General features: G+C 70.5%; 20 protein-coding genes. 4 read left to right on the plus strand and 16 right to left on the minus strand.

Features of this window, described 5'->3' with window-relative positions; translation table 11 throughout:
• Nucleotides 1-98: 98 nt before the first annotated feature.
• The 10 genes from MMF98_RS04420 to MMF98_RS04465 all read right to left on the minus strand — a co-directional run bounded on the left by MMF98_RS04420 (nt 99) and on the right by MMF98_RS04465 (nt 9,342).
• Nucleotides 99-914 carry a LytR/AlgR family response regulator transcription factor gene (locus MMF98_RS04420; RefSeq protein ID WP_243304713.1) on the minus strand — a complete coding sequence of 272 codons (816 nt, stop codon included), beginning with the start codon at nt 912-914 and terminating at the stop codon, nt 99-101.
• The gene (locus MMF98_RS04425; RefSeq protein WP_243304715.1) at nt 911-1,984 is read right to left on the minus strand and encodes a sensor histidine kinase; all 1,074 of its coding nucleotides are present in this window, start codon (nt 1,982-1,984) and stop codon (nt 911-913) included. Before MMF98_RS04425 ends, MMF98_RS04420 begins: the two co-directional genes overlap by 4 nt.
• Before the next feature lie 20 nt (nt 1,985-2,004).
• Nucleotides 2,005-2,310: a 2TM domain-containing protein gene (locus MMF98_RS04430; protein ID WP_243304716.1), complete on the minus strand. Its 306-nt coding sequence runs from the start codon at nt 2,308-2,310 to the stop codon at nt 2,005-2,007.
• Nucleotides 2,311-2,344: 34 nt separating this feature from the next.
• On the minus strand, nt 2,345-3,376 hold the full coding sequence (locus MMF98_RS04435; RefSeq protein ID WP_243304718.1) for an alpha/beta hydrolase family protein: 1,032 nt from the start codon (nt 3,374-3,376) through the stop codon (nt 2,345-2,347).
• A gap of 5 nt (nt 3,377-3,381) precedes the next feature.
• Complete coding sequence (locus MMF98_RS04440) at nt 3,382-4,329, minus strand: sterol desaturase family protein (protein ID WP_243304720.1); 948 nt, start codon at nt 4,327-4,329, stop codon at nt 3,382-3,384.
• Nucleotides 4,326-5,378, minus strand: a complete 1,053-nt coding sequence (locus MMF98_RS04445) for an alpha/beta hydrolase family protein (RefSeq protein ID WP_243304722.1) — start codon at nt 5,376-5,378, stop codon at nt 4,326-4,328. Before MMF98_RS04445 ends, MMF98_RS04440 begins: the two co-directional genes overlap by 4 nt.
• A 19-nt stretch (nt 5,379-5,397) precedes the next feature.
• Nucleotides 5,398-5,697, minus strand: coding sequence for a 2TM domain-containing protein (locus MMF98_RS04450; RefSeq protein ID WP_423837558.1), 300 nt, complete (start codon nt 5,695-5,697; stop codon nt 5,398-5,400).
• Between the two features lie 22 nt (nt 5,698-5,719).
• On the minus strand, nt 5,720-6,241 hold the full coding sequence (locus MMF98_RS04455) for a DUF6622 family protein (RefSeq protein ID WP_243304724.1): 522 nt from the start codon (nt 6,239-6,241) through the stop codon (nt 5,720-5,722).
• A 29-nt stretch (nt 6,242-6,270) separates the two neighbouring features.
• Nucleotides 6,271-6,684, minus strand: a complete 414-nt coding sequence (locus MMF98_RS04460; RefSeq protein ID WP_243304727.1) for a DUF2306 domain-containing protein — start codon at nt 6,682-6,684, stop codon at nt 6,271-6,273.
• Nucleotides 6,685-6,957: 273 nt separating this feature from the next.
• Complete coding sequence (locus MMF98_RS04465; RefSeq protein ID WP_243304729.1) at nt 6,958-9,342, minus strand: caspase family protein; 2,385 nt, start codon at nt 9,340-9,342, stop codon at nt 6,958-6,960.
• 129 nt (nt 9,343-9,471) lie between these two features.
• Between MMF98_RS04465 and MMF98_RS04470 the strand changes: the two genes are divergently transcribed.
• Together MMF98_RS04470 and MMF98_RS04475 are read left to right on the plus strand one after the other, a co-directional pair.
• Nucleotides 9,472-10,296 carry an undecaprenyl-diphosphate phosphatase gene (locus MMF98_RS04470; protein ID WP_243304731.1) on the plus strand — a complete coding sequence of 275 codons (825 nt, stop codon included), beginning with the start codon at nt 9,472-9,474 and terminating at the stop codon, nt 10,294-10,296.
• 1 nt (nt 10,297) lies between these two features.
• On the plus strand, nt 10,298-10,978 hold the full coding sequence (locus MMF98_RS04475) for a DUF4136 domain-containing protein (protein WP_243304733.1): 681 nt from the start codon (nt 10,298-10,300) through the stop codon (nt 10,976-10,978).
• 9 nt (nt 10,979-10,987) lie between these two features.
• On the opposite strand, the gene MMF98_RS04480 is transcribed toward MMF98_RS04475, so the two are convergent.
• The 6 genes from MMF98_RS04480 to MMF98_RS04505 form a co-directional block, all read right to left on the minus strand.
• Complete coding sequence (locus tag MMF98_RS04480; RefSeq protein ID WP_243304734.1) at nt 10,988-11,791, minus strand: alpha/beta fold hydrolase; 804 nt, start codon at nt 11,789-11,791, stop codon at nt 10,988-10,990.
• Nucleotides 11,791-12,618, minus strand: a complete 828-nt coding sequence (locus tag MMF98_RS04485; protein ID WP_243304736.1) for a proteasome-type protease — start codon at nt 12,616-12,618, stop codon at nt 11,791-11,793. Before MMF98_RS04485 ends, MMF98_RS04480 begins: the two co-directional genes overlap by 1 nt.
• Before the next feature lie 76 nt (nt 12,619-12,694).
• Nucleotides 12,695-15,298 carry a DNA mismatch repair protein MutS gene (gene mutS / locus MMF98_RS04490; RefSeq protein ID WP_243304737.1) on the minus strand — a complete coding sequence of 868 codons (2,604 nt, stop codon included), beginning with the start codon at nt 15,296-15,298 and terminating at the stop codon, nt 12,695-12,697.
• Nucleotides 15,299-15,325: 27 nt separating this feature from the next.
• Nucleotides 15,326-16,396, minus strand: coding sequence for a mechanosensitive ion channel family protein (locus tag MMF98_RS04495; protein ID WP_243304739.1), 1,071 nt, complete (start codon nt 16,394-16,396; stop codon nt 15,326-15,328).
• The gene (locus tag MMF98_RS04500) at nt 16,389-18,620 is read right to left on the minus strand and encodes an FUSC family protein (protein ID WP_423837559.1); all 2,232 of its coding nucleotides are present in this window, start codon (nt 18,618-18,620) and stop codon (nt 16,389-16,391) included. The genes MMF98_RS04495 and MMF98_RS04500 overlap by 8 nt, the downstream gene beginning before the upstream one ends.
• Nucleotides 18,621-18,640: 20 nt before the next feature.
• Nucleotides 18,641-19,615, minus strand: coding sequence for an inositol monophosphatase family protein (locus MMF98_RS04505; RefSeq protein ID WP_243304741.1), 975 nt, complete (start codon nt 19,613-19,615; stop codon nt 18,641-18,643).
• 138 nt (nt 19,616-19,753) lie between these two features.
• Here MMF98_RS04505 and MMF98_RS04510 point away from each other — a divergent pair, with 138 nt between their 5' ends.
• On the plus strand, nt 19,754-20,479 hold the full coding sequence (locus MMF98_RS04510) for an RNA methyltransferase (RefSeq protein WP_243304743.1): 726 nt from the start codon (nt 19,754-19,756) through the stop codon (nt 20,477-20,479).
• A 31-nt stretch (nt 20,480-20,510) separates the two neighbouring features.
• The gene (cysE, locus tag MMF98_RS04515; protein WP_243304745.1) at nt 20,511-21,284 is read left to right on the plus strand and encodes a serine O-acetyltransferase; all 774 of its coding nucleotides are present in this window, start codon (nt 20,511-20,513) and stop codon (nt 21,282-21,284) included.
• Nucleotides 21,285-21,299: the final 15 nt, after the last annotated feature.

Here is a 21,299-nt window from a genome sequence, read left to right on the forward strand (position 1 = left end):
CGGCGCTGTGTTCGGTTACGCAACGGAATCCGCGCCGGATTCAGGCGGTGCCGAAAAAGAAGGAGAAGGCGAGCGCCGCGGCGGTGCCGCCGCCCCGGCTACATCGGCCGGAACAGGTGGGCGTAGAGCCGGCTCACGGCCAGCTTCTCGGGGCGGCCGTGCAGCGTGAGGCTGAGCTTGCCCTGGTCGTCGCGCAGCACGCTGTCGATGGCGCTGGTGCGCACCACGGTGCCGCGGTGGACCTGCCAGAAGGCGTTGGGGTCGAGCTGGGGCAGCAATTCCTTGAGGGGCGTGCGGATCAGGTACTCGTGGCCGGCGGTGAGCACGCGCACGTATTTGTCGGCGGCCTCGAAGAACACCACCTCGTCCACCGGCACCATGCGGATGCTGCTGCCCACGCTGACTTGCACCATGCGCAGCGGCCCGCCGGTCGGCGCGGCGGGCTGCCCGGCCTCCAGCAGATGCCGCAACTGCTTCATGGTGTGGCCCAGGGTTGCTTCCATATCGATAGCATCCGGAGACCGCCGGGCCAGGACTTCCCGCACTTTTGACACGGTTTTTTGGAGACGGGCGGCCTGCACGGGCTTGAGCACGTAGTCCACGGCCTGGGCCTCGAAGGCCTGCACGGCGTACTGGTCGTAGGCGGTCACGAACACCAGGGCCGGGAAGGGCGTGCCGGGCGCCCAGGCGTCGGCCAGCTCGGCGGCGGCCTCCAGCCCGCTCAGGCCGGGCATGCGGATGTCGAAGAACAGCACGTCGGGCTTGAGCGCCAGGCTTTGCGCCACGGCCGAGGCGCCGTCGCCCACGGTGGCGGCGATGGCCAGCTCGGGCCAGGCGCGCGCCAGTTCGGCGCGCAGGGCCTGCGCCAGCAGCGGTTCGTCTTCGGCCAGCAGGGCGGTCGGGGTCGGGTTCATGTTTTGGCAGGAAAAGTGAGGAGGGTCCGCGTCCCGCCGTCATCGGGTGCTATGAATTCCATAGTGGCCGAGGGGCCGTAGGCGGCGGCCAGGCGTTCGCGCACCTGGGTCTGGCCGAAGCCGCTGCCGCCGGACGGCCGCTCGCCGCCGGGGCCGACGCCGGTGTCGGCCACTTCGAGCTGCAGCCAGGCGCCCTGGCGCCGCGCGCGCACCGTGACGCTGCCGCCTTCCACCTTGGGCTCCAGCCCGTGCTTGATGCTGTTTTCCACCAGCGGCTGCAACAGCAGCGTGGGCACGGGCTGCGCGGCCAGCTCGGGCGGCAGATCCAGCGTGTAGCGCAGGCGCGGGCCCATGCGCACCGAGATCAGTTCCAGGTAGTCGCGCAGCCGCTCGAACTCGGCGGCCAGTGGGTGCTCGGCGGTGCGCGAGGCGCCGAGCGTGGCGCGCAGGTAGGCGATCATGCGGTCCAGCATGTCCAGGGCGGCGGCCGGGTCGGTGGCGATCAGGGCGCGCAGGTTGGCCAGGGTGTTGAACAGCATGTGCGGTTCGAGCTGGGTTTCCAGCAGCTTGAGCCGCGCCTCGGTGGCCTGGCGCTCGGCCTCCTGCATCTTGCCGTGCAGGTAGCTGCTGCGGCCCTGGGTGTAGAAGTAGTAGCAGACGGCCACGCCGGCCAGCAGCGAGAAGACCCAGGTGGTGCGCAGCTGGGCCGGCGACTGGTCCCAGGACGACCAGCCGAACCAGGCGTCGGCCGCCGCCGTGCCGGCCAGGAAGCCGCCCACGATGCCGAAGGCGGTGAGCACCATGCCGGACAGGCCGCTGGGCCAGCCGCTTTCGGCGCTGGGGGCGATCAGGTGGCGGCCGAAGTCGATGATGGCCCAGGAGACCGTGCCGATGCACAGCGAATAGACCATCGGCACCTCGTAGGGCTTGTCGGGCGAGGAGGTGAAGTACAGCACGGCCGAGATCGCCAGGCTGAAGGCCAGCGTCTGCAGGTAGTGCCTGAACATGTCCAGGCTGTCGAGGCGGATGGCCCGCAGGGCGGCGGGCAGGGGCGTGATGGCGTTGCGCATGGGCCCGGGGGGTGGGAGGGTCAGGGCGTGCCGCCGTCGCCGTGCTGGCGCCGCAGGCGCTCGCGCTCCTTTTGCACCAGGTGCTCGCGCAGGCCGCTGCCCGTGCCGAGCAGGAAGACCGAGATGCCGTGCAGCGCCAGGCCCAGGCCCCAGCCCAGCAGCGGGAACACCGACCAGGGGCGGCGCCCGAAGCCGTACTGCGAGATCGCGAAGATGAACAGGTTGACCAGCACGTAGACCGACGCATGGATGTACCAGCCCAGCTTGGCTCCGGCGCGCTTGCGTGCGAGCCGTTCGATCTCTTCAGGGGACATGGAGGTGCTCATGGTGGGGAAGACCGATTCTAGGGGGAGCCCCGCGTCACGGCAGCAGGTGCCGGCTGAAGAACTGCACGATCTGCCGGTGCGCCATCGGCACCTGGGCGCGGTCGAAGCCGGGCGGGTCGCCGAGCAGCGTGGCCGCCAGGCCGCCCAGGCCCATGGGCGGGGGCGACAGCAGCGAGCCGTGGCCGGCGCTCGGCAGGTCGGCCACGATTTCGCAGGACGCGCAGGCCGCCATCACCGCGTCGATGTGAAAGCGCGGCACCAGCCAGGCGTCCTGGCCGGCGCGCAGCAGGCCCAGCGGCACGCGCGGCGCAGCCAGCGAGGCCATGTCGAAATCCGCGGCGAACGGCACCTCGGCCGCCAAGGCGCGGATGCGCGGGTCGTCGTGGCTGTACCAGGCCGTGTCGTCCAGCTTGCGGCGCAGCACGAACAGGGCAATGGCCTTCTTGAGGCCGTCGAAGACGTTGCCGCGCAGCTGCGTGGTGAGGCCGACGCAGCTCTGGAAGTCTTCGGCCAGGTGCGCCTCGCAGTGCTTGAGCAGCAGCGAAGGCGACCAGCGCCCGCCCGCCAGCGTGAGCGCCGTGTGGCCGCCGGCCGACATGCCGTACACGCCCACGCGATCGGCCGCCACCAGCGGCGCAAAGCGCGCATCGCGCAGCACCGCGTCGATGGCGTGCGATACCTCGGTGGGCCGCCGCTTCCAGCTGTCAGGTCCGGCTTGGCTCATGTCGTGCCAGTTGTCGCCCTGATGCTCAGGCAGCGCCACCACGAAGCCGGCCTCGACCAGGTCGCGCGCCAGGTCGCTCCGCTCCCAGGCCGCGCCGCCCGAGCCGTGCGACATCACCACCAGCCGGCCATTGCCGCGCACGGGCTGGCCCTGCCAGGCGACGTCGAGGGTGACCGCGCCGCGCTTGACGGGCGCCGCTGCGCTGTCGGAGGGGTAGAACAGGGTGATCGGCCCGTCGTCGCCGGTGGCGGGTAACTGGGTCAGGCCCACGCTGGCAGCGGCCAGCGTGCTGCACAGCGCCAGGGCCAGCGCGAGCAGGGTGGAGCGTTTGAAGTGCGTCATGGGTGTCACGAAGGATCGGGTGTCGGCAACGCCTGCGGCCATTCGGCCTGGGCATCTGTGGCGGCGCGGGCGCGCAGCGCCTCGGTGGTCTCGCCCGGCCCATGGGGCTGCCAGCCCGGCGGCTTGAACAGGTAGCCCCAGACGGCGCGCGCCGAGTCGGCCGAGCGCAGGTCGCGCCACAGCGCCTGCCAATGGCTGAACTCGATGTGCAGCAGGTTGTAGCCGGTGACCGGGCGCACCAGGCCGTAGCGGCAGGGCAGGTCGGCGCGCTCGGGGATGTAGGTGCCGAACAGGCGGTCGAACACGATCAGCACGCCGCCGTAGTTGCCGTCCAGGTATTCGAGGTTGGAGGCGTGGTGCACGCGGTGGGCCGAGGGCGTGTTGAGGACCCATTCGAGCGGGCCCAGTTTCGGAATCCAGGTGGCATGGATCCAGAACTGGTACAGCAGGTTGAGCGAGAGCAGCATCAGCACCACGCGCGGCGGCAGGCCGAACAGCGGCGCCAGCATGAAGAACAGCAGCGTGCCGGTGAGCTGGCCGGTCCAGCCGAAGCGGTAGGCCGCCGACAGGTTGAGCTGATTCGGCGAGTGGTGGATGGCATGGGTGCACCAGAACCAGCGCACGCGGTGCGCGGCGCGGTGGTACCAGTAGTAGCAGAACTCCTGGCCGAGGAAGCAGGCGGCCCAGCCAGTCCAGTGGTTCATCGGCAGCGTCCAGAGCCGGTGCTGCCAGAACCAGTCCATGCCGCCGAGCCAGAAGGCGCCGATCGGCAGCAGCCAGCGCAGCGGGTATTCGCGCACCAGGAAGTCGACCAGCGAAATGCCGGTGGCTTTCCAGTCATAGGCGGGCGCGCCGTGCCGCGCATGCCGCCACGACAGCACTAGCGCCTCGGCCAGCGAGGCGACCAGCACCACGGCCACCGCGACCTTCAGGATCAGGATGAGCACGCTCATGGCCGCAGTTTCTCACGGAAGAAAGCCGCGATGCGGTCGTAGCCTTGCTGGCGCCGCGCGTCGTCCACCACTGGGTTGCGCTGCCCGCCGGGCATGCGGGCCATGGACTGGGCGATGCTGTCGGGCCAGGGCGAGAGGGTGTCGAAATGCCCCGCGCCGGCCATCGAGTCCAGCCGCTGGCAGGCGCCGCACTGCGCCAGCACGTAGCCCGAGTGGTACTGCGGGTTCAGGATGCGGTCGGCTTGCGCCTCCACCAGGCCCACCGGGATGCGGATGGCGGCCAGGCTCCCGGGCGTGAAGATCGCGCCCACCGGCACCTCCAGCGCCACGGCGGCCACGCGCGCGTCGTGCACGCGCATGCCAGCCAGCGGCGCTTCAGCACCGGGCGGCAGCGGGCGGCTGTAGGCCTGGGCCCGCGTGGCGGCTTCTTCGGCCGAGCGCGCGCCGTACAGGCAGAAGCCCGCGTCGTCGCGCACATGGGCGGCGCAGTGCTGCAGCATGGTGGCCAGGCTCCAGTCGCCGCCGGCCAGCGCCAGGCCGGTCACGCCGCCGGCGGACATGCCGAATACGCCGACGCGGTCGAGCTGGAGTAGGCCGGCAAAGCGCGTGTCCTGCGCGATGGCGTTGATGGCTTCGCTGATTTCACTCGGCCGGCGCTTCCACGATTCGGGGCCGGCGGCGCTCTGGTCGCGCCAGTTGTCGCCGCGGTGCTCGGGCTGGGCCACCACGAAGCCGGCGCGCGCCAGGGTGCTGGCCAGCGTGTTCAGCGAGAACGCGTCGCCGCCCGTGCCATGCGACAGCACCACCAGCCGGCCGTTGCCGCGCGCCGGTGCGGCGTTCAGGGCTGCCTGCAGCTCGAACGGGCCGAACGACTGGCGCGTGGCCGGCGCGTCGGTGGGGTACACCACGGTGACGGGCAGCTCGCCGGCCTGGAGCTGCGCCATGCCGACCTGGGCCAGCGCCGGGCCGGCCAGCAGGGGCAGGGCCAGGCCGAGCGCCGCGAGGCGGGTGAGCGCGGGGCCGAGGGTGCGTTGGAGGAGGTGGGGCATGGCGTCTGTCCTTCGTGGGTTACCAGGGATCGCGCTGGTGGGCCAGGCGCGCGCGTTCCTGCTGCAGCAGCCGCTCGTGCAGGCCGCCGCCGGGCAGGGCCAGGAACACGACGACCCCATGGATCAGCAGGCCCAGGCCCCAGCCCAGGGCCGGGAAGATCGCCCAGTGGCGCCCGCTGGCGAGCGAGAGCGCGGTGAGCAGCGTGTTGACTGCTATGAAAACAAGAGCATGGATGTACCAGCCCATGCGGACCCCGGCACGTTTTCGGGCCAAACGCTCGATCTCGTCGGCGTTCAGGCGGGCAGTGGTGGACATCATGGCGGCTCCTGGGCAAAAAGGGTCAGGCGGCGCGGGGCAGCGAGGGGGCACGGTCGCTTTCCTGCGCGGCCAGCTTCCACAGGCGCAGGGCGCGGCCGGTGAAGATGCCGCTGAAGGCGCCGTACAGGGTGCACACCAGCAGCGCGAAGGCGGTGTCCTGGCCCAGGGCGGGGTGGGTGGCCAGGGCCACGTTCACCGCGTACTTGGTGAGGAAGATGCCCATCATCAGCGCCAGCGGCACATAGCTGCCGGGCAGGTGGAAGCGGCGGCTGTCGGCGTCGTAGCGGGTCTGGTCGTGCAGCGGGATGCGCGACACCACGAAGGCGGCCAGCGCGCCGGTGGCCAGCCAGCTCAGCACGTCCGGCAGCGAGGCGCCGAAGGCCGACAGCACGCCGTAGCCCGAGAAGCCCAGCATGGCCAGCGGCAGCAGGGTGGTGCGCTTGAGCGAGGCGGTGCGCGCCAGCCGCTGCGACAGGCCGTACCACAGCAGCACGGCGAACAGGCCGAACACCCAGGCCGGGGTATGGGTCAGGATTTGCATCATGGTGATTTCTCCAGTGAAAGGGAAGGAACTCAGATCAGGCCCAGCCAGCTATGCCAGACGAGCTGGCCGAGGTAGCGGCTGGGCAGCAGGGTGAAGGCGCCGGCCACGAGGCAGGCGCCGACGTAGGTGCTCTGCATCGCCAGGCGGTGGTGCCGGATGTCGCCATGGGCCAGCGCCCAGAAGGCGCCGAACAGGCCCAGGTAGGTCACCGGCACGAGCAGGTGGATCGGGGTGTAGCCGGCGATGTTGGGCAGGCTGTGGTCGCGGATGAAGATGGCCGAGGTGGCGGCGATGAGCATCAGCGTGACCCAGGCATAGCCGAAGGCGCGGTGCAGCCGCGGGCGCTGCACCGCACCCTTGCGGGCCCACAGCGCCACCGGGCCCACGGCGACGGCGCTCAGCGCGGCGCTCAGGTGGATGGCGATGGTGTGGGTCATTTGCATGGCGTGTTCCGGCGGGTTCTGTTCTCGATGGGTGAACTGTGCCGGGCCGGCCCGCCGGCGGCCAGGCGGATGCGATGAAATGCGCGAAACGGGGAGTGAAACGCCGCCCATGGCGGCGCGAAATGCACCGTGGGCGGTGCGGGATGCCGGAAAGCGGGGCAGGAAAGGGGCAGGAAAGGAAGGGCGCTGCCCCGTGCCATGCCACCCCTTTTCGCCCTGGGCTCGGCGGCGATGCGCCTCTCGTTGAACAGGAATCCGGGTGCGGCGGCGTGTTCAGCGGAAGCCCCGCGCCTCCATCTTCTTGACGTTCTCGATGGCATTCACCTGCCCCAGCGCCGCCGCCTTGCGGAACCATTCCATCGCCTTTTGCGGGTCGTTCGGCAGGCCGCCCCCGCCGCGCTGGTAGAGCGTGCCGAGGTCGTTCATCGCGTGAGCGATGCCTCCTTCGGCGGCCTTCGCAAATTCGGCCGCGGCCTTTTCCTCGTCCTGCGCGACGCCCAGGCCCTTGAAGTAGGACCATCCCAGCATGTACTGCCCCGCAGGGAACTCCTGCCCGGCCGACCGGCGGAACATCTCGAACGACTTGGGCAGGTCCTTCTCCACGCCCTGGCCTTCGCGCAGCCGCAGGCCCATGCGGTAGAGCGCGCGCGCGTCACCCGTGGCCGCGGCCTTGCCGAGCCATTCGAGCGAGAGCGCCGCGTCCTGCGGCATCCCGCCCTCGCCGGTCTCGTAGAGCAGGGCCAGCCCCGCCATGCTGCGCCCGTCGCCTGCCTGCGCGCCTTTGTTCCACCACGGCTGCGCCTGGGCCGCGTCTTTCGCGCCGATCTGCCCGTTGTAGTACATGGCGCCCAGCCCGCCCATGCCTGCCGGGCTGCCGCCCTGCGCCGACTTGCGGTACCAGGCCACGGCCTGGGCCATGTCCACCGCCATGCCTTTGCCCTCCTCGAAGCGCCGGGCCACGTCGGCCATTGCACCTGCGTCGCCCGCCTGCGCGCGGGCCAGCAGCTGCGTCCAGGCCTGGCGCTGGTTCTCGCGGGCCTGCGCGTCACGTCTCGCCTGCTCCTGCGAGACGCGCATCACGTCGGCGCTCTCGGCCGCGCGCGTGTAGCGCACGAGTTCGCGCGAGGTGCGGGTGGTCTTGAACAGGCCCTCGGATACGACGTTCTCGGCCTTCACCGGCTCGGGCAGGTCCGGCACCACCCAGCGCGTGGCGCTGATCTTCAGGTTCAGGTTCTTGCTGACGCTGGTGGACTCGGACTCGATGCGAAAGGCATCGAACGTCCCCGCCGGCACGGTGACCTGCTCGCGCGCGACCACGCGGTCCTGGCCCACCGAGGTGGTCTTGCCGAGGGAGTCGGCCAGCGCCTTGTTCTGGTACGCCTGCTCGGAACCCGTCTTCCAGCTCTGGCCGACCTGCAGCAGCCCCGACGGCGCGAGGTAGGCCGGCGGCGTGTGCGTGAAGCTGTCGGGCATGCCGATGAAGCCGCCCTGCGTGTCGTAGAGCATCTTCATCGGCTGGGCGCCGGTGGCCGGCGAGGACAGCTCCACCAGCACCTTGCCGTCCCTGGCGCTCGTGACCCGGCCGGTCTGGTTGAACGACGAAGAGAAGCCCGACACGATGCGCACCTCGAACTCGTCGCCCAGGCGGTAGCGCGCGATGCTGTAGGGCAGGTCCTTGCGGTCGGCGCCCGCGCCCTGCACGACCAGGTGGCTGGCCACCAGCTCGTCCAGCTTCGCGTTGGCCGCCTCGGCGATGGTGCCGCTCGGATGCCGCGCGAGGAAGGCGTAGAAGTCGTCGGCGTTGCGGCTGTCCTTGATGCGGCTCCAGTCCTGCTGCTCCTGCGTGAACGCGGCCAGGAGGATCTCGGCCGAAGGCTTGGCCACGGCCACCACGCGGCCGTCGTTGAACTGGAAATCCTCCTCCAGGCTGGTGCTTTCCCAGGGAATCTGCCGGCCGTTGCTGGCCTTGCGCACGGCAAAGCGCACGCGTTTGAACACGTCCTCGATGCGGGCCTGCGGCTTCTTCAGCTCCTGCAGCAGGAACTGGGTGTACAGGCCGTTGCCGCTCTTGACGTCGCCGTCTTCGGCCACGTTGCCGGGCGCGGTGGCGTAGGCCAGGAAGGTGCCGCTGGGGGCATCCAGCGGCGCCAGGCCCCGGCCGGTGGTGATGCCGCCGAACGGGTTGTCGCGGCAGGCGTCGAGCACGAGGATGTTCATGCGGTTGCCGGCCGCCTTGAAGGCCTCGATCACGGAGCTCACGTCCACCGTCTGCTGGGGCACGTCGGCGGTCCTGGCCATCCGGGCGTCCACCGGCACCATGTAGTTGCGCGCGTCCATCTGCAGGCCGTGGCCCGCGTAGTAGAGCATCCCGATGCCCTGCCTGCCCTTGAGTGCATCGCGCACCTTCGCGATGCTCTCGGCCATCTGGGCTTTGCTGCCGTCACGCAGCTCCACGACGGTGAAGCCCAGGCCGCGCAGTGTCTCGCCCATGGCCCGGGCGTCGTTGGCCGGATTGGCCAGCGCCGGTGCGCTGGCATAGGCGGAGTTGCCGATGACCAGGGCCACGCGCGCGTCGCCGGGGGCCTGGGCGGTGGCGCTGGCGGCGAGCAGGGCGACGGCGAGGGCCAGGCCGCGCAGGAGGGCCGGGGAGTGTTTCATGTCGGGGGGGCTTTCATGCCGTGGCAACGCAATGGGGGCGTTCTAACACCAAGTGACCGGGCCGGCCATCCCATGGACGTGGGGCGCCTGCCTCGGGGGGCATAATCCTGCGAGTTTCAAGGAGCGTTTGTGGACGTCGTGCTGTTGATCAAGGCCGCCATCATGGGTGTGGTGGAAGGCCTGACCGAATTTCTTCCCATTTCCTCGACCGGCCACCTGATCCTGGCCGGCGCGCTGCTGGGCTTCGACGACGAGAAGGCCAAGGTGTTCGACATCGCGATCCAGACCGGCGCGATCCTGGCGGTGATCATCGTCTACTGGCAGAAGATCCGCGGGACGCTGGTGGCGCTGCCCACCGAGCGGCAGGCCCAGCGGTTTTCGCTCAACGTACTGATCGGCTTCCTGCCAGCGGCCGTGATCGGCGTGCTGGCGGCCAAGGCGATCAAGGCGCACCTGTTCACGCCGGTGGTGGTGGCCAGCACCTTCATCATCGGCGGCTTCATCATCCTGTGGGCCGAGAAGCGGCCGCAGGCCCAGGCCCGCATCCACGACGTGGACGCGATGAGCCCGCTGGATGCGCTCAAGGTGGGCCTGGTGCAGTGCCTGGCCATGATCCCGGGCACCAGCCGCAGCGGCGCCACCATCATCGGCGGCATGCTGCTGGGCCTGTCGCGCAAGGCGGCCACCGATTTCTCGTTCTTCCTGGCCATTCCCACGCTGATCGGCGCCGGCGTCTACAGCCTGTACAAGGAGCGTGCGCTGCTGTCGATGGCGGACATTCCGCTGTTCGCGGTCGGCCTGCTGTTCTCGTTCCTCAGCGCCTGGGTCTGCGTGCGCTGGCTGCTGCGCTACATCTCCAGCCACAGCTTCGTGCCGTTCGCCTGGTACCGCATCGCCTTCGGCATCGTGGTGCTGGCCACGGCCTGGAGCGGCCTGGTGACCTGGGCGGGCTGAGATGAGCGGGTTTTCGGCAGGCCTGCGTGCCGCGCGGGTGGCCCTGGCCGCCGCCGCGCTGGCCCTGCTGGCCGCCTGCGCCGGCCCGATCACGGCCAAGGTGACGAACTTCAACGTCTGGCCCGCCGATGCCGCCGGCAGCACTTTCAGCTACCAGCCGCATCCGGAGGGCGCGCTCAGCGAGCTGGAGCAGTCCACCTACGAAGGCTATGTGCGTATCGAGCTGGAGCGGCTGGGCCTGAAGCCGGCCGCGCCGGGGCAGGTGGGCCGCTTCCTGGTGGACCTGACGGCCACCGGCACCAGCCGCGAGAAGAAAGTGCTGGAGCCGGTCTACGGCAACCCCGGGCTGTTCGTGCCGCCGTACCGCGACACCTATGGCAACGTGATCCCGGGCTACTGGCGGCCCGACCGCTTCGGCACCCGCTACCTGGGTGATCGCGAGGTCTCGCGCACCGTGCAGGTCAACCGCGTGAACCTGCGCCTGCTCGACGCGCAGGCCGGCAGCCCCGGCAAGCCGCGCGCGGTGTTCGAGTCCACGGCCGTCTACGAGGGCGACAACGAGGACCTGCCCGACCTGGTGCCCTATCTCGTGCGCGCCGTGTTCGACGGCTTCCCCGGGCCGAGCGGCCGGGTGCGTGTGCTCAAGTTCGACGCCCGCACCGGCGCGCTGGTGAGCCGCTAGGACGGCGGCTCAGGCGCCCAGGCTGCGCAGCGCGGCCTCGATCGCCGCGGCCGTGGCGATCGGCTTTTCCATCGGGAACAGGTGGCTGCCGTCCAGCATCATGATGCGGCCGCGCGTGACCTGCTCGGTCATCGCCATGCCGACCTGCTTCATCTCCTGCGACTGGCGCCCGCCGATGAAGGCCACCGGGCATTTGAGCGGATGGCGGCGGATCAGCCGGTCCAGGTTGTCGGGCAGGGTGTTGTAGATCGCGGTTTCGACGTCGCGGTCGAAGCCGAGCACGCGCTGGCCGTCCTGGTCGCGCGTGCAGTGCGCGATGTAGTCGCGCAGCACCTGCGGGTCCCACTGGGCGAAGGCCTTCTTGTGGCGAAAGTGCTCGAGCGCCGCGTCGGCATCGGGCCAGCTGTTCTTGCGCCGCCGGCTGACCTTGCCCGGCGAGACCGAGCCCACCAACTGCGTGCGCTTGATCACGCCCAGCGTGGTGGCGCGCCAGCCGCCGAGGATGGGCGAGTCGATCAGCAGCACGGCGCGGGCCAGCTCAGGATGGCGCGCGGCGCACATCAGGCTCAGGAAGCCGCCCAGCGAATGGCCCACCAAGAAGGCCGGCTCGCCGGCCTTGTCGACCTCGCGCTGCGCGAAGTCGGCGAGCTGCTGCACCAGGTGCGGCCAGTTGTTGGTGACGGGGTATTTCGGGTCGTGGCCGAACGAATCGACCGCCTTGACGGTGAAGCCGCGCGCCCGCAGGCTCTTGAACAGGACGCCGTAGGTGCCGGCGGGAAAGCTGTTGGCGTGGGAGAAGACGATGAGCGGCACTAAATGAGCTTTTCCTGCGGGTTGCTGATCTTCTTGAGCGGCTGGTGCCGGCTCTGCGGCATCTTGAGCGGCACGTCGGTGTGGCCGCCGTTCCACAGCGGGTCCTCGATGCTGTCGAACACCTGGCGCAGCTTCTGGCCCCAGCTGTCGTGCAGCATCTTGAAGTAGGGGTTGTCGTTGTCGATGCAGACCACCTTGTCGGTCTGGAACTGGTCGACGTCGTAGACCACCAGGTCCAGTGGCAGGCCGACCGAGAGGTTGGACTTGAGCGTGGAATCCATCGACACCAGCGCGCACTTGGCGGCCTCGTCCAGCGGGGTGAGGGGCGTCAGCACGCGGTCGAGCACCGGCTTGCCGTACTTGGACTCGCCGATCTGGAAATAGGGCGTTTCGGGCGTGGCCTCGATGAAGTTGCCGGCCGAATAGACCTGGAACAGCCGCATGGCCTCGCCCTGGATCTGGCCGCCGAAGATCAGCGACACGTTGAACTCCACGCCCGAGGCCTTGAGCGAATCGGCATCACGCTCGTACACATGGCGCACGGCCGCGCCCAGCACGCGCGCGGCGTCGAACATGCTCTGCGCGTTCCAGATGGTGATGGGTTCGCTGTCCTCGTGCTCCTTGAGCTGCTCGACCTGCAGCATCTCGCGCACCGACTGCGAGATCGACAGGTTGCCGGCCGACAGCAGCACCATGAAGCGGTCGCCCGGCTTCTCGTAGACGATCATCTTGCGGAAGGTGCTGATCTGGTCCAGGCCCGCGTTGGTGCGCGAGTCGGAGAGGAACACCAGGCCGGCGTTGAGTTTGATGCCGACGCAGTAGGTCATGTCGTCTCCTGCCGGGCCGCCCCAAGGGAGGCGAGCCCGCTTTGGGCGGGCAGCGAATGCGGGTGAGCGTGGGGGGTCATTTTCTTGCCAGTTTCTTCAAGGCGTACAGCGCGTCGAGGGCCTCGCGGGGGCTCAGCGCATCGGGGTCCACGGCTGCCAGTGCCGATTCTACGGCGCTGGGGGCCTGGGCCTCTGCCGCCGGGGGCGGGGCGAACAGGTCGACCTGGGCACGTGCCTCGGTCTGCTGGGTTTCCAGCGCCTCCAGCGCATGGCGCGCGTGGTTGACCACGGCCGCGGGCATGCCCGCGAGCCGGGCCACCTGGATGCCGTAGCTGCGGCTGGCGGGGCCGGCCTGGATCTCGTGCAGGAACACGATGTCGGCGCCCGATTCGGCGGCGCTCACGTGCACGTTCATGGCGGCGCGATGTTTGGCCGGAAACTCGGTGAGCTCGAAGTAGTGGGTCGCGAACAGCGTGAAGGCCTGCGTGCGGTCGTGCAACTGGGCGGCGATGCCGCTGGCCAGCGCCAGGCCGTCGAAGGTGGAGGTGCCGCGGCCGATCTCGTCCATCAGCACCAGGCTTTGCGGCGTGGCGCTGTGCAGGATCTGCGCGGCCTCGGTCATCTCCAGCATGAAGGTGGACTGGGCGTTGGCCAGGTCGTCGGCCGCGCCGATGCGGGTGTGGATGGCGTCGATGGGCCCGAGCCGGCAGGCGCTGGCCGGCACCCAGGAGCCGATGCTGGCCAGCAGCACGATGATGGCCACCTGGCGCATGTAGGTGGACTTGCCGCCCATGTTGGGGCCGGTGATGACCTGCATGCGCTGGCGCGCGCCCAGCGTGGTGTCGTTGGCGATGAAGCTGCCGCCCGAGGTCTCGGCCAGCCGCGCCTCCACCACCGGGTGGCGGCCGCGCACGATCTCGATGCAGGGCTCGCGCGTGAACTGCGGCGCGCACCACTGGAGCGTGAGCGAGCGCTCGGCCAGCGCGCACAGCACGTCCAGCGCGGCCAGCGCCTGCGCCAGCCGCGTGAGCGCGGGCACGAAGGGCTGGAGCTGGTCCAGCACCTGCTCGTAGAGCCATTTCTCGCGCGCCAGCGCGCGCTCCTGCGCGCTCAGGGCCTTGTCCTCGAAGGCCTTGAGCTCGGGCGTGATGTAGCGCTCGGCGTTCTTGAGGGTCTGGCGGCGGCGGTAGTCGTCGGGCACGCGGTCCACCGCGCCATGGGTGACCTCGATGTAGAAGCCGTGCACCTTGTTGTACTGCACGCGCAGGTTGGGGATGCCGGTGCGTGCACGCTCGCGCGTCTCCAGCGCCAGCAGGAAGCCGTCGCAGTTGTCCTGGATGGCGCGCAGCTCGTCGAGCTCGGCGTCGAAGCCGGTGGCGATCACGCCGCCGTCGCGCACCAGCGCGGCGGGCTCCTCGAGGATCGCGCGGCTCAGCAGGCCGGCGCAGCCCGCGGGCGGCTGCAATTCCTGGAAAATCTGGCTCAAAAGTGCCGAAGGTCCGCATGGGGTGGACCTCAGTTGCTCTGATTTTTGTAGCGTGAGCTGCAGCGCCACGAGTTCGCGCGGGCGCACCTGGCGCAGCGCGATGCGCGCGGTGATGCGCTCCACGTCGCTCACGCCCTTGAGCTGCTCGCGCAGCTTCTGCCAGCCGCTGTCGCGCAGCGCGGCGATGGCGTCGAGCCGCTGCAGCGCCTGGGCGCGCTCGCGCCGGGGCTCCAGCAGCCAGCGCTTGAGCAGGCGGCTGCCCATGCCGGTCATGCAGGTGTCGAGCAGCGAGAACAGGGTGGGCGCGTCCTCGCCGCGCAGCGTCTGCGTGAGCTCGAGGTTGCGCCGGGTGGTGAGCGGCAGGTCGATCAGCTCGTCGTCGCGCTGCACCCGGATGCCCTGCAGGTGCGACAGCGCGCGGCCCTGCGTGTGCTCGGCGTAGCCCAGCAGCGCGGCGGCGGCGGCCTGCGCGTGGGGCAATGCCTCGGCGTTCCAGGCGGCGAGGCTGGCGGCCTGGAGCTGCTCCAGCAGCTTGCGCTGGCCCAGTGCGGCATCGAACTGCCACTCGGGGCGCAGCGTGAGCGACAGCGCGGCGCCGCCGCCTGCGCCGCGCACGGCCTTGAGGCGCTGCTCGAAGGCCGGCGTCACGCCCGCGCCGTACAGCAGCTCGCTCGGGGCGATGCGCGCGATCCAGGTCTCGACCTCGTCGGCCGCGCATTCGGCCAGGTGCAGCTCGCTTTGCGTCACGCTGAGCCAGGCCAGGCCGCAGGCGTTGCGCGGCCCCTGGTGCACGGCCAGCAGGATGGCCTCGGCCTTGTCGCTGAGCAGCTCGCTGTCGGTCAGGGTGCCGGGCGTGACCACGCGCACCACCTTGCGCTCCACCGGGCCCTTGGCGGTGGCCACGTCGCCCACCTGCTCGCAGATCGCGGCCGATTCGCCGAGCCGGATCAGCCGCGCCAGGTAGTTTTCCAGCGCATGGAAGGGCACGCCCGCCATCACCACCGGCTCGCCGGCCGACTGGCCGCGCCGCGTGAGCGTGATGTCGAGCAGGCGCGCGGCCTTCTCGGCGTCGGCGAAGAACACCTCGTAGAAATCGCCCATGCGGTAGAACACCAGCGTCTCGGGGTACTCCGCCTTGATGGCGAGGTACTGCTGCATCATCGGCGTATGGGGCGGCGTGTCGTTGTGGTTCATGGGAGCAAAGGGGCCACGGAGGAAGGGTTACGCCGAGGGTGGCAGGCCGGGGGCCGGCGCGCCGGCCTCCTGCACGCGCAGTTGCGGCAGGTGCTGCGGGTACTCGCGCTGCATGAAATCGATCAGGGCCTCGCGCACCTTGCAGCGCAGGTCGAAGGCCAGGCCCGAGGACTGCGCCGTGACCAGGATGCGCAGCTGCATGGTGCGCTCGGTGGTGTCGGTCACCTGCAGCTTGACCACGCGGCGGTCCCACTCGGGCATGTCCTGCACCAGGCGTTCGAGCTCGGCGCGCAGCGGCGCCAGCGGCATGCCGAAATCGACGTTGAGGAACACCGTGCCGAGCAGTTGCGCGCTGGAGCGCGTCCAGTTCTGGAACGGGTTTTCGATGAACCATTGCAGCGGGATGATGAGCCGGCGCTCGTCCCAGATCTTGAGCACCACGTAGGTGCCGGTGATCTCCTCGACGCGGCCCCATTCGCCCTGCACGATCAGCACGTCGTCGATGCGGATCGGCTGGGTCAGCGCGATCTGCAGCCCGGCGATCAGGTTGCTGAACACCGGCTTGGCCGCCAAGCCCGCCACGATGCCCACCACGCCGGCCGAGGCCAGCAGGCTGGCGCCGACCTGGCGCGCGCCGGGAAAGGTCATCAGCGCCAGCGCGATGCCGGCCAGCAGCACCATCGACATGGCGGTGCGCGAGAGCACGCGCGCCTGGGTGTGGATGCGCCGGGCTTCCAGGTTGTCGGCCATGTCGGCCGGGTGTTTGGCCATCACGCCGGCGGCCAGCCCGGCGATGGCGCTCATGGCCAGCCAGGTGACGGCCGCGATCAGCAGCAGGCCATTGAGGTGGCGCACGCCGCCGATGAAGCGCAGCCCATCGTCCGCGGCCTGCCAGACGGCCTGCAGCGCGAACAGCGGCAGCACCACGCCGGCGGCCGGCCGGCCGGCCCGCAGCACGTGGTGCAGCACGGGCGTGGACTGCGTGGCGCGCAGCAGCAGCAGGCTGCCCAGCCGGTGGACGGCCAGCGCGGCCAGCACCGCCAAAGCGGCGGCGAGTGCCGTGCCGAGCCAGGGGGAAGACAGCAGGAAGTCAGTCATGCAGGGGGCCTGTGGGCGTTTGCACCCGAGCGGCGGCCAGCCGCAGCTCGCCGGCCATGTCGCAGGCCAGTCCGAGCCGGCGCAGCAGGGCCGGGGTGAGGTTGTCGGGCAACTGCTCGGGCGCGGGCATCAGCGCGCTGTCGACGGCCTGCGCCGGGCCGGCGGCCGGAGGTGCCGCGCCGGCCGCTGGCAGCCCGGGCGAAATCAGCGCGTGGTCGATGCGCTGCGCGGCCAGCGCCAGGGCCGGCTGCGCCTCGTCCATGTCGAGCTGGCCGCGGCGCAGCATGAGCAGCGACTTGATCGCGGTGAGCTGGGCCAACAGCTGGTAGCTGCGCGCCTGCAGCGCTTCCAGCGGCTCCAGCGGCGGGCGCACCGAGCGCGGCTCGGCCAGCACGCGGCCGGTGGCCTGCACCAGCGCGGAGAGGCTGTCGTAGGCTTCGCGCCGGGCCAGCCGCCAGTCGAGGTCGGGCTGGCGCGCCTGTCCCAGCGCCAGCGCGAGCCGGGCATGGCGCGCCTGGGCCGCCAGCGTGCGCTGCACCAGCCCCGGGATCTGGCGCCGCTCCCAGGACGGCAGCACGTAGCTCAGGGCCCAGGCCAGCACCGCGCCCAGCAGCGTGTCGGCCAGCCGCTCGGCCAGCGCGAAGCCCGGGCTGATGCCGCCCATCAGCAGATGGGCCTGCAGCATGCCCGAGACCGTGGCGGCGATGGCGGTGAACAGGTAGCGCTTGATGGCGAAGGCGTGGGAGATCGCCGTGCCCAGCGCCACGAACAGCAGCAGGGCCATCGGCTCGGGGTGGGCGGACAGGATCAGCATCACCAGCACGCAGCCCAGCAGCGTGCCGCCGACGCGCGCGTTGCGCCGCTCCACCGTCTGCGCCAGGTTGGCGCGCAGCACCACGGCGATGGTGATCAGGATCCAATATTTGTGGGAAGCCCAGGGCAGGTGCAGCGACACGGTGTAGCCGACCCCGATGGCGAGCGCGGCGCGCAGCGCGTGGCGCAGCGTGGGCGCGTACCAGCTGAGCTGGCCCAGCAGCGGCTTCCAGGACCAGAGGGTGGGGCTCACGAACAGCTGCCAGCTCGAGCGCACATTGGCCAGCTCGGGCCGCACGTCGCCGCGCGCGAGGGCGGCCATCTTCACGGTTTCGTCGTTGATGTGGCCGATGCGGTCGGTCAGGCTGCCCAGCAGCGCGCCGGTGCCGGGCTGCTCGCTCGCGGCCGCGCCGGCGGCCTGCAGGCGGGCCAGCGCGGGGCGCAGGTCGGCAACGGGCTGCGGCGTGCGGCCCAGCAGCAGGCTGGTGGCCAGTGCTTCCAGGCTGGCGGCCAGCGCGAGCAGGCTCTGCTCCAGCGCCGGCAGCCACTGGCCGTCGTCGTGGCGGCTCAAAGCGTCCAGGTCGAGCTCGCAGGCCAGCAGGTGGTCGCGCGCCTCCAGCACCGCCAGCAGCATGCCGGCCAGCCGTTGCCGGTGCGGCTTGGTGGGCGATTCCAGCACCACGTCGCGCGTGCTCTGCAGCAGGTCGGCCAGCGCGGCCTGCTGGCGCAGGACGTCGGCCAGCAGGGCCTGCTGCGCGGCGGGGCTGTCGGTCTGCGGGTCGAAGCGCCGGGCCTGGGTGCGCAGCAGGCTGGCCAGGCCGAGCAGGCAGTCGGCCAGCAGCTGCACGCGGTAGCGCGTGTTGAGCAGGTGGGCGGTGAGGACGGCATAGACCAGGTAGAGCGCGCCGCCGGCCAGGAACCAGCCAGTGCGCATCAGCGCCTGGTCGGGGTGGCCCGGCGGTGTGGCCATGGAAAACAGCATGGAGAACATCAGCGAGAAGCTGATCGGGCCGCCGCGCTTGCCCCAGGCCATGCCCATGAAGGCGAGGAAGGTGCCGGGCACCAGCACCAGGCCGAGCTCCAGCGGCTGCTGCTGCACCAGCTGGACCGCGAGGAACAGCGGCGCGCCGAGCGCCGGGGCCGGCAGCATCTGCATGAACTTGCGCCGCTTGGGCGAGGGCACGTCGGGCAGGCTGGCGACCAGCACGCCGACCGAGGCAGCGGAGGCGGCCGACAGCCCGTCCAGCGCGTAGACGCCCAGCACGATGAGCACCAGGCCCACCGCCACCGAGAGGCCGTTGGTCACGTACTGGCTGAGGGCAAGGCGCAGCCAGTCGAGCAGGGGAGCGTGCAGCCGGAGGCGCCCGCCAGCGGGGCTCGCCGGGTTCGAGGTGGGGCTCCTGTCGGCCAATGGCGCCTCGCCGCCGGGGGTCAGGCCTGCGGGGCGTCGCCGGCGGCCTTGCTGCGCACGCGTGTGAGTTTGCGCACGGGCGCGGCGGCCGGCGTTTCAGTGGGCTCGGAGCCGTCGGCGGCCGGCGCCTCGGCGGCGTGCGCGCGTGCGGCGGCCTCGGCCACCTGCATCTTGTCGGCCACGCCGGCGAAGCGCGAGTGCTTGGCCAGCAGCGGCACCAGCTGCCCGTAGATGCGGGGGTTGCCGGCCAGGCATTCCTTCTGTTCGAGGAAGTTGGACTCGCCGGTGAAGTTGCCGACCAGGCCGCCGGCCTCGGTCACCAGCAGCGAGCCGGCGGCCACGTCCCACGGCGACAGGCCGGTCTCGAAGAAGCCGTCGGTGAAGCCGGCGGCCACGTAGGCGAGGTCGAGCGCGGCGGCGCCGGGGCGGCGCAGGCCGGCGGTGCGCTGCATCACGTCGGACATCATCTGCAGGTAGTTCTGGAAGTTGTCGCCCGGGCGGAACGGAAAGCCGGTGGAGATCAGGCATTCCTTGAGCTGGGTGCGCTTGCTCACGCGGATGCGGCGCTCGTTGAGGTAGGCGCCGCGGCCCTTGGTGGCGGTGAACAGGTCGTTGCGCGTCGGGTCGTAGATGACGGCCTGCTCGACCTTGCCCTGCACCGCGAGCGCGATGCTCACGCAGTAGACCGGAAAGCCGTGGATGAAGTTGGTGGTGCCGTCCAGCGGGTCGATGATCCAGACGAATTCGGAGTCGCGCGCGCCATGCTCGCGGCCCGATTCCTCGGCCCAGATGCCGTGGCCGGGGTAGGCCGTGAGCAGGGTCTCGATGATGGTCTGCTCGCTGGCCTGGTCGATTTCGGTGACGAAGTCGTTGACCTGCTTTTGCGAGATGCGCACCGCCTCGACGTCGAGCGCTGCGCGGTTGATGATGGCGCCGGCGGCGCGGGCGGCCTTGATGGCCACGTTGAGCATGGGGTGCAGGTTGGCGGACGACATGAATTGTGAAGGGGTTGCGGAGGCGGCTTCGGGCGCTGCCTCCCACGGACCAGGAGCGGGGAGGGCCGGTCCGGCGATGCGGGCGGCGACAATACCCCGATTTTAACTCCGGCCCCGCTGGGCCCGCCCTTCTCCCCGATGAAGACCCGTTTTATCCTGATCAACACCAGCCATGCCGGCAATGTCGGCGCCGCCGCGCGGGCCATGAAGGTCATGGGTTTCGACGACCTGGTGCTGGTGGCGCCGCGCTGGCCCAACGTGCTGCGGCGCGAGGAGACCATCCAGCGCGCCAGCGGCGCGCTGGACGTGCTGGAGCGCGCGCGCATCGTGGACACGCTGGATGAGGCGCTGGACGGCGTGACGCACCTGTGCGCCACCGCCATGACGCCGCGCGACTTCGGCCCGCCCACGCGCACGCCGCGCGAGCATTTCGAGACGCTCGGCGGCACGGGGCATTCGGTGGCCTTTTTGTTCGGCTCCGAGCGCTTCGGCATGAACAACGACGACGTGTACCGCTGCCACGTGGCCCTGAGCATCCCGACCAATCCGGACTTCGGTTCGCTCAACCTGGGCGCGGCGATCCAGGTGATCGCCTACGAATGGCGCCTGGCGCTGGGCGGCTTCGCGGTGCGCGAGGCCACGCCGCCCGCGCTCCATGCCGATGCCGCCCAGGTGGCCGGCATGCTGGCGCACTGGGAGCAGTCGCTGGTGGACATCGGCTTTCTCGACCCGGCCTCGCCCAAGAAGCTGATGCCGCGCCTGAACCAGCTCGCCAACCGCGCGCAGCTGACCCAGGAGGAAATCCATATCCTGCGTGGTGTCGCCAAGGCCATGTCGCAAGCGGCGGCAAAGACAAAGCTATAGACTGCGCCTCATATCGTCATCACCCAAAGTCATGTTCTCCCGTCTCCGCTCCGACATCGCCTGCATCCTCGAACGCGATCCTGCCGCGCGCAGCACGTGGGAGGTGCTGACCTGCTACCCGGGCCTGCACGCGATCATGCTGCACCGGCCGGCGCACTGGTGCTGGCACCACGGGTTCAAGTGGCTGGGGCGCTTCATCTCCCATGTCTCGCGCTGGCTCACGGGCATCGAGATCCACCCCGGCGCCACGATCGGCGAGCGCGTGTTCTTCGACCATGCCATGGGCGTGGTGGTGGGCGAGACCGCCGAGATCGGCGACGGCTGCACCATCTACCAGGGCGTGACGCTGGGCGGCACCTCGCTCTACAAGGGCGCCAAGCGCCATCCCACGCTGGGCAGGAATGTGGTGGTGAGCGCCGGCGCCAAGGTGCTGGGCGGCTTCGTGGTGGGCGACGGCGCCAAGATCGGCAGCAATGCCGTGGTGATCAAGCCGGTGCCCGCCGGCGCCACCGCGGTGGGCATCCCGGCGCGCATCATCCCGTCCAAGACCGGCGAGAGCGCCGACGTGACGCCGGCGCAGACCAAGTTCTCGGCCTACGGCATCACGCTGGAGGACGACCCGCTGTCGCAGGCGATGAAGGGGCTGATCGACAACGCCTCGTCGCAGGAGCACCAGATCGCGCTGCTGTGGCGGGCGATCGAGGCGCTGTCGGCCAGCCGGGCCGGCACCGACTGCGTGCCCGACGATGCGGCGCGCCGCGAGACCTTCGAGGCCGACAAGCTCACGCAGCTCGTCGGCAAATAACCAAAAAAGCTATTA

The organism is Variovorax terrae (genome assembly GCF_022809125.1).
Lineage (GTDB): Bacteria > Pseudomonadota > Gammaproteobacteria > Burkholderiales > Burkholderiaceae_C > Variovorax_A > Variovorax_A terrae.